Source organism: Salinisphaera sp. G21_0 (assembly GCF_017744115.1).
Classification (GTDB): Bacteria; Pseudomonadota; Gammaproteobacteria; order Pseudomonadales; family Endozoicomonadaceae; genus Endozoicomonas.
Genome location: NZ_JAGHQW010000042.1, coordinates 40,381 through 54,139, shown reverse-complemented (window position 1 = coordinate 54,139; position 13,759 = coordinate 40,381). Strand labels below are relative to the sequence as shown.

Sequence of the window (13,759 nt, the reverse complement as noted above, 5' to 3'; positions counted from 1 at the left end):
AAATACGCCGCCGATTTTAAAGAAAAGATGAGCATTCAATTTGACAACTTTCTGTCAAAATGGAATTACATGGCCGTACCAGTAGGAAAATGAAATGTCGATTTTATTTCGGGACAATTACTAAGCGGCTCACAATCGCAATAATTTTCTTTTTTCTGCCTACCTCCGTCATGGTAGAGTTACAGGTCGAATTTGAACACTTGAAGCATCATTGGTGGAGAGATCATGACCTACCCCTTTCGTTCAGTGAGCACGCTGACTTTGCTGCTGTTAACCAGTCTGTTAACAGCCTGTGGCTTCCATCTGAGAGGAGAAATGAGTACGGACAGTGAGATCCACCAACTGTCCATCACCGGCAATGATCCGGTCTATATACGCTCTCTCTCCGGGGCCATGGAACGCAGTGGCATCGATATCAGCGAGACGGCTCCCTGGCGCATCAATATCATCCGCGTTGAACGTGATACTGATCAGCAGACCGTTGCCAGCGCCGGCTATTTTGAACAGAGAATTGCCATGCAGGTGGTCTACCAGTTGCAGACCGCCTCTGGCCTGCCGCTGTTCGCTCCGGTTCAGTTAACCCGTGAACGCTACATCACCCTGAACCAGGATGCGCCGAATGCGGCGGAGTCAGAACAAGGGATTATCCTTTCTGAGCTACAGCAGGAGCTGGTTGCCACAACCCTGCGCCGGATTCACAGTCTGTCTGAGGCTGAGCTGTCAGCAGCCGCTGAACAAGCCAGGGCTGCGGCGCAAGCCCAGATGGAGAACACTGAATCGAACCGGAACCCTCTGCCTTGAAGCTTCGTATTGACCAACTGGGAGCACAGCTGAAGAAACAGCTGGCACCTGTCTACATCGTCAGCGGTGATGAACCGCTTCAGGTTGCCCGGTGCTGTGATCAGATCCGCCAATATGCCAGGGACACCGGGTTTTCCGAGCGCCATGTTTATCATATTGAAAACGGCTTTGACTGGGGGGATTTTCTCAGCACGGCCAACAGCCTGTCGCTGTTTGCCCAGAAGCAGATTCTTGAGCTGCGAATCCCCAATGGCAAGCCCGGAGATGCAGGCAGTAAAGCGCTGCTGGAATACCTCAGCCACCCCTCACCGGACAATCTGCTGCTGATGATCACGGATCGTCTGGATAACACCCTGCAAAAATCAAAATGGTTCAAGGCGCTGGAACAGGCCGGAGTATTTATTCCCATCTGGCCAATCGAATCCGGACAGCTACCAGGCTGGCTCGCTCAACAGCTTAAAGTGGATGGCTACCGGGCAACCCCGGATGCCCTGAGCCTGATAGCCGAGCGTGTGGAAGGGAATCTTCTGGCGGCATCCCAGGAACTGGAAAAGCTCAAGCTTCTGGCCAGGGACAAAACCATTGATGAAGCTAATGTGCGAGAAGCGGTGTCGGACAGTGCCCGATATGATGTGTTCCAACTGCTGGACAGCGCCCTGGAAGGCAATATCAAGCAGTGTGTGCGCATCCTGGGCATTCTGAAAGGTGAAGGCATTGAGCCTCCGATCATTCTCTGGGCACTGGCCAGGGAGATACGCCTGCTTAGCCATCTCAGCCGACAGCTATCCCGGGGAATGGCAAGGGATCTGGCCATTGAACAATCCGCTAAAGCGCTGGGGTTCGTGCCATTTATGCTCAAGCGCAGGACATCATTGCTGGAAAAGGCCATTCGCCGGAGCAGCGAGCGAAACCTGCGTCAGATGCTGCTGTATACAGGAAAGATTGATCGTTGTATCAAAGGGTTAGAGAAAGGTAACGCCTGGGATAAACTGCTGACCCTGACCCTGAGTCTGGCAGGTTTACCCCCCATTCAGGTCATCAACTGACTTCAGAAAGTAGCCGGGAAACGCTGATTTCATCTGCCTGGCTCATTTATCAATAACATGCCCTGAACCCTGTCGATGAACATGACATGGAACCTAATCTGGTACGCACGGTCTAAAAAATTAAATAATGTTTAATGGACTATGCACTATGAACAGATCTTTTCTTGTTAAAAAGCCATCATTGGACGGCAAATTCTGGTGGGATAACAACAATATTCCCGGCTACCTGATGAATTCGGACATCGAAAAGGCACTTGATACCTTTCGCCGGATAAAGGAGTTTCAGTACATTGAGTTCAATCAGGGCAGACCTACTTATGTGTTTTTGATGGAAGACGTGTGTCCGTATACCCCCTACGATAAGGTAATGGTCTCCATTACTGACCGGGGCGATATGAAATATGTCTTTGTGTACAACGATCCCCGGCCAGAAGAGCGGTGGTGGATCGTTTATCAGCCCATCAATGAGTCAGGGGTGCCGATTAGCACTGAACGATGTGTGGGCTGGTTTATTGATGAGTATGCCGCGCTGGAAAAGGCCAGGGATGTCCTTGCCAAACCAGACAGAACCAGCAAAGTTAATTAAAAGACTGCTGGCAAAGCACTATACTTCGCTGCCAATACAACATCACATAAACAACACATAAAAGTAGTAGTGCAATGACAGCATCTTCCTGGTTATCCATTCTGGCCATTTGCGCGCTTGGAGCCATCTCACCGGGCCCAAGTCTGGCGGCCGTCATGAAAAGTACCGTGCAGGGTTCCAGGGCCCATGGGCTGGTTACCTCGATTTCCCATGCCCTGGGGATTGGCATTTATGCGTTTCTGGTGGCGGCGGGTATCGGTGTTGTGATTACTGAAACGCCCTGGCTCTATAAATTGATTACCTATGCAGGTTCCGCCTATCTGGCCTGGATGGGGTACAAGGCCATTACCTCCGCATCCTCGTTAATTAACGACCAGCATCAGTTACAGCAGCAGCTGAGCCTGAAACAGGCGGCAATTGACGGCTTTCTGGTCTCTTTCCTGAACCCCAAGATTGCCGTATTTTTCCTTGCGCTGTTCAGCCAGTTTGTGACGCCTGATTCCTCGGTAATGACTCAGATACTGATGGCATCCATTGTCACACTCTGCGATGGCGTCTGGTATTGCCTGGTTGCCTCAGTAGCAGGCCATGGCAAAGTGCTGCCAGCGCTGCGAAAAAGAGCCACGCTGATCAACCGGCTGTGTGGCATCCTGCTGATTCTGGTGGCTCTTCGTATTTTGTTTATGTAGTTCAGTCAAAAAGGCTCAAATCCCGAACGGCACCCTTATCCGCGCTTGTTACCATACGCGCATAAGCTTTTAGTGCAGTAGAGACCTTTCTTGGCCGGGGTTTAACCGGCTTCCAGGCATCTTTCCCCCGGGCGTCCATGGCTGCCCGTCGCACAGCCAGCTGGTCTTCGGTCAACTGGACATTAATGCTTCGGTTGGGAATATCTATCCGAATGATATCCCCATTCTCCACCAGACCAATGGCACCACCGGATGCGGCCTCAGGAGAAGCATGACCAATGGAGAGTCCGGAAGTACCACCGGAGAATCGTCCATCCGTCAGCAACGCACAGGCCTTACCCAGCCCTTTCGATTTCAGATAACTGGTCGGGTAGAGCATTTCCTGCATACCCGGCCCACCTTTTGGCCCTTCGTAACGAACGATCACCACCTCTCCCGGCTGCACCCGGTCTTCCAGAATAGCGTTGACCGCGTCCTCCTGACTTTCACAGATATGGGCCGGACCTTCGAAGACCAGGTTATCATCATCAACACCCGAGGTTTTGACCACACAGCCATCGACGGCAATATTGCCATAAAGCACAGCAAGCCCACCCTCAGTACTGAAGGCATGTTCCAGTGAGCGAATACAGCCTTCCGCCCGGTCATCATCCAGTGTTTCCCAGCGATAATCCTGACTGAATGCTTCTGTGGTACGAATGCCGGCAGGACCCGCCTTAAAGAAGGTTTTTACCGACTCATCGCTGGTCTGGATAATATCCCAGCGGGACAAGGCTTCACTGACGGTGGCGCTGCGCACCATGGGAATATCATTGTGCAATAACCCGGCACGATCCAGCTCACCAAGGATACCCATCACCCCACCCGCCCGGTGAACATCCTCCATATGGTATTTCGGGGTGTTGGGTGCCACTTTGCATAACTGCGGAATCCGACGGGATAACTCGTCAATATTACGCATATCGAAAGGTATACCACCCTCCTGTGCAGCCGCCAGCAGATGCAGGATGGTATTGGTCGATCCACCCATGGCGATGTCCAGACTCATGGCATTTTCAAACGCCTTGAAACTGGCAATGGTTCTGGGCAGTACACTCTCATCGTCGTGTTCATAATAACGCCGGGTGATATCAACAATTCGGCGAGCTGCCTCCAGAAACAGCTGCTCACGATCAGCGTGAGTAGCCAGCATGGAACCATTGCCCGGCAGGGAAAGACCCAGCGCTTCCGTCAGACAATTCATGGAGTTGGCGGTAAACATCCCTGAGCAGGAACCACAGGTTGGACAGGCTGAACGCTCATATTCGGCAACGGTTTCATCATCGGCATCTGAAGCGGCGATCACCATGGCATCAACCAGATCAAGCCCATGTTGGGACAGTTTGGTTTTACCCGCTTCCATTGGCCCACCTGAAACAAAAACCACCGGAATGTTCAGGCGCATGGCCGCCATCAACATGCCCGGAGTGATTTTGTCACAGTTGGAAATACAGACCAGCGCATCGGCTGTGTGGGCATTGACCATATATTCCACGGAGTCAGCAATGATGTCCCGGCTGGGCAGGGAATAGAGCATGCCATCGTGCCCCATGGCTATGCCGTCATCCACGGCAATGGTGTTGAACTCTTTCGCCACACCACCATGCTGCTCAATTTCACGGCAAACCAGTTGCCCCATGTCCTTCAAATGAACATGACCAGGCACGAACTGGGTAAATGAGTTAGCGACAGCAATAATGGGTTTGTTGAAATCCCCATCGTTCATACCTGTTGCCCGCCATAGCGCACGGGCTCCGGCCATGTTTCGGCCATGGGTGGATGTTCTGGAGCGATAGGCTGGCATGAAACAGTCCCTCTATAACGGTCAATGGCAAATGGTTTTATTCTTGCTTCTGTCTGTACACGGTAACTTTTAAAAAGCCAATGCACTCCATTGCTGACGGGGTTTTCATCGCCATCCAATGGCGGCCGGTTAGAATATCAAAATTCAGGCGATTTGTCTGACTATGTGGAAATACCACTGGAAAAACCGGAATAGAATCCACTCTTCAAAGTCATCACAGAAAATTAAGACGTATCCATTGAAAAGTGGCCATTACCAGAAGGGCCAAAAAAGACGCTCAGCCGGCAAACTGGTGCTGCCGGGCGCTGTGTTTTTTAATCATGATATCAATGGCTTCCTGGTCGTAGGGCCGCAAGCCGGAGAGAATCATGGTTTTCTCCCCCATCCCCACCACATCACCATTTTCACGGTAAACAAAGTTAAGCGTCACCTTACCCCGCTTGCCATTAACGTCCAAAGTCGCGCCTGCTGCTTCCAGATGCGGGTTTACCAGGTCAACACGCGCCATTTTCAAGGTCATGCTGTCGTAGATGACCAGCGGTTTGACGGCATTGATCATAACCCCATGGGACTTCATCAGCGGCACAAAGACATTGGGAAAACTCTCACCGGAAAAGGCCACATAACTGCGCACCAGCTGCTCAATCATCAACGTATCGTGGCTGCAGGCTCCGTGGCGTTCAATATCCAGATACAGCTTGCCGGAAAGATCATAAATGCTCTTATGCCCTTTTTCGTTGGTACAGATTTCCAGCTCAACACCGTCGGTGACCATGCCATTGAAAGTGACACGCATATCGCTATACAGACCTTCGCTCAGCAGGATCTTGGCAAATAGCAGATCACCCGGAACGCAGAAGCGGGAGTTATCCACATCATGCAGAGGGTTAAAATCATTGGCAATGCGCTTCGCAAACTGGCTGGCCTGTTCGCGGGTAAAGGAAAAGCGGTTGTCTGCCAGAGAGGTACAGTATTGATCAATAAACATAGTGTTAAAGCTGAATTCCTGCCGCAGTCATCCCTTCAGTCAGACGGCACTCAATGCCCCTGGCTATCGGATGTTCAGTCATTAGTGACAAATACCCATGGTAAAACAGCGAACATTCTACCTTGCTCTGGCCCACAGAACAGTAGGGACGGGAAAGCGGCTATTACTCAGAGGCATATGAGCAATAGCAAGCACCTTACCATAAGTGGTTGACCAACCACTTATTTTATGAATATCAAGCAAGCATTGCGAAGGCCGTAGTCCGGGAAATACATCTTAAGTGAGTAGCCCCCTGAAGCCTACCAGTAAATCGTAGCTTTTTGTTTAAAGCATCATTACCGAACTTAACGTTATTGCCGTGGTCTAAAAGTTTACAGTTCAACCGCACTTCAACCCCTGACGCTAGACCCAAACCGATGGCAAACTCTTTTAACCTCTCCCCTCATCTACCGTTTGTCCCCCAAACCTCAAACGATCACGGGGCATTTCTGGAAGCATTAGCGCTAACTGAAGCGATAACAACTTTGAAGTCACATCTGCCAAAAGACCTGCAAACACAGGAACCACTGGATCTACGTAACCGATCTGTCAAAGCAACTGAACACCAGGTTGTTCACTACACGAAAGCACAACTGGAAACGAAAAAGAAACTGTGTCATCGAGGTAACCATGTCACTTTAGAAAGAGAAAAACGATATTTTCAAACACCATCAGCAGAAACACTCTCTCATCTTCTGGACCAGTTCCAGACGACTTATGTGAAATTCTGGGAGCTAAAGGAAATCGTGGAATCCATACCAGAAACTGTGCCAAAGAGCTTATTAAACATAGCGGATGATCTTGAACAGTTTGAAAATCACATTATTGATTTTTTACTGAGCTGCATACCTTCCGACCCGGAGCAAATTCAAGACCTTTTCTTAATAAGTGTTTGGTTACAGTGGACAAAAAACTCTAAAGGTGAAGTAAAGTCGGCTAATCATGTTTTAATCAGCAAACGGATTTTATCATTTTTCGAAAAGGAAAAAATGGCCAATATACCACTCACAAAAATCAATCATAGAGTCACTTGCTGTGATCTGAAGAGCCAGAAAATGGAACCTTATGATGAAGACTTACTGCCCACATTCATCATCACAAGTATTACCAACTCATTAAAATACATACTTTTTTTTAGAGACACTGAAACAATAAAAGCTAATATCATTGAATTTATTCATGACTCCGAATTATTTAAAAAAGCGCAAGACACGCAACAATGGCTTGCAAAAAATTTAAACATTGCAGAATTGTGTGGGTCTGCGCTCAATTTGGTTAATAAAGTAAAATGCAGTAATCTTGCTATCATTCCCGGTTCAACAGACACTCCTGATTTAAACCCGAATTCGTTATTATTCTACGTGTTTCGGTTTGGTGAAAATGGTCAGCTGGCATATAACTCACCGGACATTAGCCTGTCAGCATTGGAACAGCTCCTCCGTTTTCTCCAGATTCCCGAATTCAAGAAGAAAGTATTACCTTTAATACAGAAATTTGCATCAACAGAAATCTACCTGCCAGTTTTGAATATTATCTGTAATTTTCTGATCAATCAAGATACCTTCCACCTTATCGATATCCCCAACAAAGACAGCAGGCTCTATTTATCCGCAGTTTTGTACTACCTGAAAAACGAACCTGAAAAAGCAGAAAGTGAGCTGTTAAAATCCCGGGTCCCTGAAGCCCGATGGTTACTCAGCAAGGTGTATGAGCAAAACAACCGGTTAGAAGAAGCCATTCACCATTCCAGACTGGCCATACAACAAGGTATCAGTGCGGCCAACCTGCAACTGGCGTTGCTGCTGATCAAGAACAGCAAGAATGATATCGGTTCAATAGAGGAAGTTATTACCCTTTTGCAGAGGGCTATAGAGCACTATGATTTTATCGATGCCAAAGACGTATCATTCTATATTCAGGGAATTATTGATGAACTGGAACTCTCCGAAACAAAACCACTCACTCTCGAAGCGACATCTGACGAAACAAAGGGATCCAGAAAACAACGACGCCGCCCAGGCTCAACCAGAAAAGAGAAAACCACAAAAATACCGGGTAAAAAAAGAGTTCAGGGAAGCTTAACCAGAGACCTGAAAGATCAAAAACAAAGCCCTGGCGAAGATCAATGTTCTATCAACGCAAGTCCTGTGTACTCCACAAGCATCGAAAAAACACCTATTCAAGGGGAAAGCATTAAATCAATCCCTCGAATCCGGCTGTCCTACATCAGCCTCTGTGTTACACAGTTATTACACAACAGCGACTTTGAACAGGCTCGAGCCGTGTTAGAACAATTCTGTCAGGAAACTCAGCTCACAATACAACAGGCAAGCTTTGCTCACATGGATTTATGGAGCCTCAGAGTGATAGCAAAAGGATCTGAACATCTGGAAGCCTTCAATGCGTCAGCTAAACAAGAACAGAAGTCCGGTGAGTTAAATATACTGGCTCAATCCGGCAAAACACTCACCGATTACGGCCTGGACCGGAAGGCTGGTGACACGGTTTTATTATCTGACGACCTTCCAAAAACCCAACAGGCCATTCGAAAACTGATTATTGATAAAGCGCTGGGATGGCTATGCTGCCTCCATCCTCTTGACCAGAATTTAGCCGACTATAAGGCTCAGTGGATCACTCAGCCATGCGCTATCGCCAGGCATCATTTAGCCGAATTTGAACATAGCCTGTCACTGACATTCGTCACCGGCTCTTTTTTATCCCTTATTGGCCACATACATGGTGATATGGCAACAGATTGTGATGACCAAAAAGAGAAAAACAGGCTCAAACAAAAATCGGGGGAGTTTTATAGCACAGCCAATGAGTTTAATAGTTGGAGAATTCGATTAAAAAACGAACCCTCGTTACGCCATCGCATCGCAAAAAAAACCCCTTTAGGCGATATTCAAAGACTAAGGAAAAAACTGGCCACAGAGCAATAGCGTCAAAGGTGGGGGGATTGCCTCCCACCCCCATTCGTATCAAAGACCAACGTTGTTCTTCTGTAAGACTTGCTCCGCACGATAACTGGATCGCACCAGCGCACCGGAAACGACTTCCAGGAAGCCTTTCTCAAGCCCCCATTGTCGATATTTTTCAAACTCTTCCGGTGTCACATAACGCTCAATGGGAAGATGATTGACGGTTGGCTGCAGGTACTGGCCAAAGGTAACAATATCCACATTAATGGCTCTCAGATCATCCAGGGCTTCCAGAATCTCATCGTCGGTTTCACCGAGCCCCAGCATCAGGCTGGTTTTCGTCAGGACATCAGGGCGGTATTTCTTGGCATGTTCCAGCACAGCCAGTGTCTGCTCATAACTGGCCCTGGGATCACGCACGGGGTGAGTCAGTCGGCGCACGGTTTCGACATTCTGGGCAAAGACCGCTATGGGGCTATCAACAACCTTTTCAACATGGGACATAACACCGAGAAAATCAGGTGTCAGAACCTCTACATCAGTATCCGGGTTTTCTTCTTTAACCCGGCGAACCACCGCAGCGTAATGTCCGGCTCCGCCATCCGACAGGTCATCCCGGTTCACCGAGGTCAGCACCAGATACTTCAGATTCATCAGCTTAACCGAGTTAGCGGTGTGCTCTGGTTCATCATGATCCAGCCACCCTTTGGGATTCCCGGTATTCACAGCGCAGAACCGGCAGGCCCGGGTACAGGTATCACCCATCAACATGATGGTTGCAGTACCGGAGCTCCAGCACTCGTTGATATTCGGGCACATGGCCTCTTCGCAGACCGTGCTGAGCTTATGCTCATGCACGGTACTTTTGACTTCTTTGTACTTTGTGCCGTGACTTGCTTTTATTCTGAGCCAGGATGGTTTCCGCTGAATCGGGGCATGCTGCCCCCCGGCACTGGCTTTAATGCCATTTTTAATGGCTGTGATACCTTTGTCATTGACAAATTTGGTGCCACTTTCTATTTTGACGCTACCGTCTATTTGCACGGTAGGAATAATGTTTTCCGGTTTCATCCGTGGGCTTTCTCCGGTGAGGCCGCTATTCACAAGCTCATGGCTTTCTACTGGCTCATGGCTGCCAAACGTTTCAAGACCGCTGTTTTCGGAATGAGTAGACATGCCTCCCCCTTTTTTTTGGATTACTGCTAACAGGACTGTTAAACGGCTTAACCTTCATCTCCGCTATCTGTTGTCAACAGCTCATCAATTGCCGTTCTTTCATCAATATTGATGTAGCTCAGTGCTTTCTGAAAGCATACCAGTAAACGCCGACTCACTTCCTCCATATCGACATTTCCCAGCAGCGATGCCATATCCACCACATTAAGCCCGGGATAACCACAGGGATTAATTCGGTTAAATGGTTCCAGATCCATATCTACGTTCAGGCTTAAACCATGGTAAGAACACATCTTACGAAAGCGGAGCCCAAGGGATGCAATCTTGGCACCATTGACATAAACACCCGGCGCATCCGGCCTGTTCTGTGCCTCTAAACCATAACTGGCCAGCATTGCAATTACGGCACTTTCCAGTGCAGAAACCACAGCCCTTGGACCACTCTTCTTCCGGCGCACATCCATCAGGAAGTAAAACACCAGCTGCCCCGGGCCATGGTAGGTAACCTGGCCACCACGATCCACCTGAATAACCGGGATATCTCCCGGGAAAAGAACATGTTCCGGCTTGCCAGCCTGCCCCTGGGTGAAAACCGGGGGATGTTCCACCACCCAGAATTCATCCCGGGTCTGATCATCCCTGTTGGCAGTAAAAGCTTTCATAGCCTGCCAAACGGGCTCGTAGTTTCTCCGCCCGAGGTAACGTACGATCAGGTCGTTTTCAATACCGTCAGACTGTTGGGTGTTTTCAGCTATCAAAGCCCTGTCCATTACAAAACCATCTGAATACGGCCACTGGCTTTCAAATCTTCAAAGAGCGCCTGCAGTTGAGGTTCGCCAGTGGCATGAATAACCACGGTCACTGACATGTACTTGCCATTTCGGCTGGTTTTCATCCTGGCATGGCCATCGAAGTCCGGTGCGTGTTTGGTCACCACCCGCAGTACAAAATCTTTATAATCGGGAGCGGAGTGCCCTACGATACGAATAGGGTAATCACAGGGGAATTCAATTTTCGGGGCCTGTGGCTCATTCATAACCATCTACCTACATCATTTTCAGACTGTACGTCGGACTATAAACAGTAAAAGCGCTGCATCCTTGTCGGGAATACAGCGCTTTTCACGCTTATCTTTAACCCGGGTTATGCAAACAGCCCGGTAAAGAACAAGACAATACTATCCCAGATACGCTTGAAGAAACCTCCTGGCTCAACAGCCTGCTGAGCAATCAGCGGCACCTCACGAACCAGTTCATCTTCCAGCATAACGTTGACTGAACCAATGGTCTGACCTTTCTTGATGGGCGCTTCCAGCTTTGGGTCGATCTTCAGAGAGGCGGTCAGGTTCTTACCCGTCCCCCTGGGCACAGTGACAATCAGGTCTTCGGTAATACCCGCAGTAATTTCACTGATGTCCCCTTTCCAGACCTTAACGGTTTGCAGAGGCTCGCCACCTTTTTTCACATCCACATTTTCAAAGAAGCGGAAACCATAGGTCAGCAGTTTCTGGGCATCATCCGCACGCTGCTTCTCACTGGCGGAGCCTAACAGCACAGCAATCAGACGGCGGTCATCACGCTCAGAGGTTACTGCCAGGTGGTAGCCGGTGTCTTCAATATGCCCGGTCTTCAGACCATCCACATAGGGGTTGGTCCAGAGCAGACGGTTACGGTTTGCCTGACGACGCAGGGGTTTGCCGGTTTTTTTATCCACGCCGTACTGAAAATACTTCTCAGCATACCAGCCGTAATATTCCGGATAGTCCTGAACGATATGCTTGCCAAGAATGGCCAGGTCACGGGCGGTCGAGTAATGGTCATCTGCTGGCCAGCCGGAAGCATTCTGGAACAGCGTGTTGTTCATGCCAAGACGCTGGGCGGTACTGGTCATCAACTGGGCAAAGGCTCCCTCGCTGCCAGCGATGTGTTCAGCAACCGCAACGCTGGCATCATTACCGGAAACGATAATGATACCTTTCAGCAAATCTTCAACCGTTACCCGTTCCCCGACTTCAATAAACATAGTGGAACCGCCCAGGCTCCATGCTTTTTCACTGACCAGAACCTGGTCATCACGGTGGATGTTGCCCGCAGCCATTTCCATTTCCGCCAGATACGCGGTCATCATCTTGGTCAGACTGGCCGGATGCATGGGCTCATCGGGATTCTGTGAGGCCAGCACTTCACCACTGGCGGCGTCCATCAGAATGTAACTTTTCAGGGACACTTCCGGTGGCGAAGGAATCTGTCCATAAGCACTGGTCTGGCCGACAAAAACAAGACCAGTCATGGCCAACGCTTTCAGCCAGCGGGGGGCCACCAGCTTATGAAGGGCCTCCAGCTTATGAAGGGCCTCCAGCGTGTGAAGGGAAGATAAAATTCTTTTGCCCATGCAGGTAAATGCTCTGAGTATATGGATTTTCATCATTATAATGTTCAAATCTTTAGAGGTTAACTGCAACTTACAGCGACTGATAACAATTCATCAATTAGCACAGCAGATCTTCCGTCAAGTCAGACGCGAGCAGGCATACTGCTCATAAGGAATATCTTTTTCCCATGATAGATATCATCATGAAAAGTACGCCAACCCAACTGCTCATAAAAGCTGACTTGATCCGGAGTATACAGGAATAGCGGACCCAGGTTCTGCTGCCGTGCATACCCCATTGCCACCTTTACCAGCTGCTGACCATAGCCATGCCCCCGCTTCGATGGTTCCACATAGACATTGGCCAGCCATGGTGAAAACTCCGGATAGTTTGGCAGATCCTCTTTGAGAATGCTGACTGATCCCCAGACACTCCCTCCCTCTGCCAGCACCCAGGTTTGCGGGATCAGGTCGGTCAGCAAAGAAGCTTCCATATCCTCCCGAAAGTCACTCAAATCACTTCCGGGGTATAAAGCCCCCCACTCCCTGTAATGCCAACGCGCAACCGTTTCGATGCATGAGGGCAGGTCTTGCAAATTAATAATCTTCATCAGGATTAATAGCAAAGAAATCTATAACCATGATTGTACCTCAAAGCACTGAAAAACCTGACCTTACGGAAAGCAGGATAGATAAAAAAATGCTACATCCCTTACGCCCCAAAGCCTTACGGTGAAAATGAATTATCTGGGCAAGGTTGCCAAACGCCCTCTATTTTTACCTGTGAATACACGACTATGAGCCATCAATGCCTTTCAACCGTAACAGTAATCAATAACTCTATGATTGATAAAACATGGGAAAGCGGGAGTGACACAATGTTAAATGAAGACCTGTACGAGTGTCTGATTGAGCTCGGTATCAATGAACCTAAAGCTCGGGCAGCGGCAAAAGAGAACGCCAAGCTGACGGAAATGAGCGAAGACATTGTTACCATACGACAAACGGTCTTTGAACTCACCCGCCAGAGCAGCGGGATGAATGAGCGCCTGATCAATGTTGAAGAACTGATGAAAGCTCTGATTCAGCGCATCAACAGTATGGAACAGTGGCAGACTCAAACCGATGAACATCTGACGGATTTTGAGGGTCGCCTGACGGGGGTAGAAGGGAAATTGATCGGTGTTTCAGGCAGGTTAACCGGCGTTGAAGATCGCCTGACCCGTGTAGAAGATGAACTGGCCGAAATCAAAGGCATGCTGAAAATACTCGTTGATAGAGAATAGGACAGAGTGAC

Annotated in this window: 13 protein-coding genes; 6 read left to right on the top strand and 7 right to left on the bottom strand. The window is 49.0% G+C overall.

Annotated elements, in window-relative coordinates; all coding sequences use genetic code 11:
* Positions 1 to 225: 225 nt before the first annotated feature.
* From J7439_RS18235 to J7439_RS18220, 4 genes are all read left to right on the top strand, one after another.
* Entirely contained in the window at positions 226 to 801 is a 576-nt protein-coding gene (locus tag J7439_RS18235) for an LPS-assembly lipoprotein LptE (protein ID WP_209203380.1), read from the top strand.
* A complete protein-coding gene (gene holA / locus J7439_RS18230) occupies positions 798 to 1,847 on the top strand; it encodes a DNA polymerase III subunit delta (RefSeq protein WP_209203379.1) in 1,050 nt (349 codons plus the stop codon). Before J7439_RS18235 ends, holA begins: the two co-directional genes overlap by 4 nt.
* 148 nt (positions 1,848 to 1,995) lie before the next feature.
* Positions 1,996 to 2,433, top strand: coding sequence for a hypothetical protein (locus J7439_RS18225; protein ID WP_101746040.1), 438 nt, complete (start codon positions 1,996 to 1,998; stop codon positions 2,431 to 2,433).
* A 74-nt stretch (positions 2,434 to 2,507) separates the two neighbouring features.
* Positions 2,508 to 3,122 carry a LysE family translocator gene (locus tag J7439_RS18220; protein WP_209203378.1) on the top strand — a complete coding sequence of 205 codons (615 nt, stop codon included), beginning with the start codon at positions 2,508 to 2,510 and terminating at the stop codon, positions 3,120 to 3,122.
* A gap of 1 nt (position 3,123) precedes the next feature.
* Here J7439_RS18220 and ilvD read toward each other — a convergent pair whose 3' ends face one another.
* Together ilvD and J7439_RS18210 are read right to left on the bottom strand one after the other, a co-directional pair.
* Positions 3,124 to 4,965, bottom strand: coding sequence for a dihydroxy-acid dehydratase (gene ilvD, locus J7439_RS18215; RefSeq protein ID WP_209203377.1), 1,842 nt, complete (start codon positions 4,963 to 4,965; stop codon positions 3,124 to 3,126).
* Between the two features lie 277 nt (positions 4,966 to 5,242).
* The gene (locus J7439_RS18210; protein ID WP_209203376.1) at positions 5,243 to 5,953 is read right to left on the bottom strand and encodes a DUF3581 family protein; all 711 of its coding nucleotides are present in this window, start codon (positions 5,951 to 5,953) and stop codon (positions 5,243 to 5,245) included.
* A 416-nt stretch (positions 5,954 to 6,369) separates the two neighbouring features.
* Between J7439_RS18210 and J7439_RS18205 the strand changes: the two genes are divergently transcribed.
* Positions 6,370 to 8,937, top strand: a complete 2,568-nt coding sequence (locus J7439_RS18205) for a tetratricopeptide repeat protein (RefSeq protein WP_209203375.1) — start codon at positions 6,370 to 6,372, stop codon at positions 8,935 to 8,937.
* A gap of 39 nt (positions 8,938 to 8,976) precedes the next feature.
* On the opposite strand, the gene lipA is transcribed toward J7439_RS18205, so the two are convergent.
* From lipA to J7439_RS18180, 5 genes are all read right to left on the bottom strand, one after another.
* Positions 8,977 to 9,987, bottom strand: a complete 1,011-nt coding sequence (gene lipA, locus J7439_RS18200; protein WP_209203386.1) for a lipoyl synthase — start codon at positions 9,985 to 9,987, stop codon at positions 8,977 to 8,979.
* Between the two features lie 152 nt (positions 9,988 to 10,139).
* Positions 10,140 to 10,862, bottom strand: coding sequence for a lipoyl(octanoyl) transferase LipB (gene lipB, locus J7439_RS18195; protein ID WP_209203374.1), 723 nt, complete (start codon positions 10,860 to 10,862; stop codon positions 10,140 to 10,142).
* Positions 10,862 to 11,128 (bottom strand): HP0495 family protein, encoded by a 267-nt coding sequence (locus J7439_RS18190; RefSeq protein WP_209203373.1) that lies wholly within the window; start codon positions 11,126 to 11,128, stop codon positions 10,862 to 10,864. Before J7439_RS18190 ends, lipB begins: the two co-directional genes overlap by 1 nt.
* 107 nt (positions 11,129 to 11,235) lie before the next feature.
* Positions 11,236 to 12,381, bottom strand: a complete 1,146-nt coding sequence (locus J7439_RS18185; protein WP_502950428.1) for a D-alanyl-D-alanine carboxypeptidase family protein — start codon at positions 12,379 to 12,381, stop codon at positions 11,236 to 11,238.
* Between the two features lie 224 nt (positions 12,382 to 12,605).
* Positions 12,606 to 13,073: a GNAT family N-acetyltransferase gene (locus J7439_RS18180; protein WP_209203371.1), complete on the bottom strand. Its 468-nt coding sequence runs from the start codon at positions 13,071 to 13,073 to the stop codon at positions 12,606 to 12,608.
* A gap of 267 nt (positions 13,074 to 13,340) precedes the next feature.
* On the opposite strand from J7439_RS18180, the gene J7439_RS18175 reads away from it, so the two are divergent.
* A complete protein-coding gene (locus J7439_RS18175) occupies positions 13,341 to 13,748 on the top strand; it encodes a hypothetical protein (RefSeq protein ID WP_163369678.1) in 408 nt (135 codons plus the stop codon).
* The last annotated feature ends 11 nt before the right edge of the window (positions 13,749 to 13,759 follow it).

Coding starts and splice junctions, on each gene's coding strand:
- J7439_RS18235 (WP_209203380.1), top strand. CDS start 226: ATGACCTACCCCTTTCGTTCAGTGAGCACGCTGACTTTGCTGCTGTTA.
- J7439_RS18225 (WP_101746040.1), top strand. CDS start 1,996: ATGAACAGATCTTTTCTTGTTAAAAAGCCATCATTGGACGGCAAATTC.
- J7439_RS18220 (WP_209203378.1), top strand. CDS start 2,508: ATGACAGCATCTTCCTGGTTATCCATTCTGGCCATTTGCGCGCTTGGA.
- ilvD (WP_209203377.1), bottom strand. CDS start 4,965: ATGCCAGCCTATCGCTCCAGAACATCCACCCATGGCCGAAACATGGCC.
- J7439_RS18210 (WP_209203376.1), bottom strand. CDS start 5,953: ATGTTTATTGATCAATACTGTACCTCTCTGGCAGACAACCGCTTTTCC.
- J7439_RS18205 (WP_209203375.1), top strand. CDS start 6,370: ATGGCAAACTCTTTTAACCTCTCCCCTCATCTACCGTTTGTCCCCCAA.
- lipA (WP_209203386.1), bottom strand. CDS start 9,987: ATGAAACCGGAAAACATTATTCCTACCGTGCAAATAGACGGTAGCGTC.
- lipB (WP_209203374.1), bottom strand. CDS start 10,862: ATGGACAGGGCTTTGATAGCTGAAAACACCCAACAGTCTGACGGTATT.
- J7439_RS18190 (WP_209203373.1), bottom strand. CDS start 11,128: ATGAATGAGCCACAGGCCCCGAAAATTGAATTCCCCTGTGATTACCCT.
- J7439_RS18185 (WP_502950428.1), bottom strand. CDS start 12,381: ATGACTGGTCTTGTTTTTGTCGGCCAGACCAGTGCTTATGGACAGATT.
- J7439_RS18180 (WP_209203371.1), bottom strand. CDS start 13,073: ATGAAGATTATTAATTTGCAAGACCTGCCCTCATGCATCGAAACGGTT.
- J7439_RS18175 (WP_163369678.1), top strand. CDS start 13,341: ATGTTAAATGAAGACCTGTACGAGTGTCTGATTGAGCTCGGTATCAAT.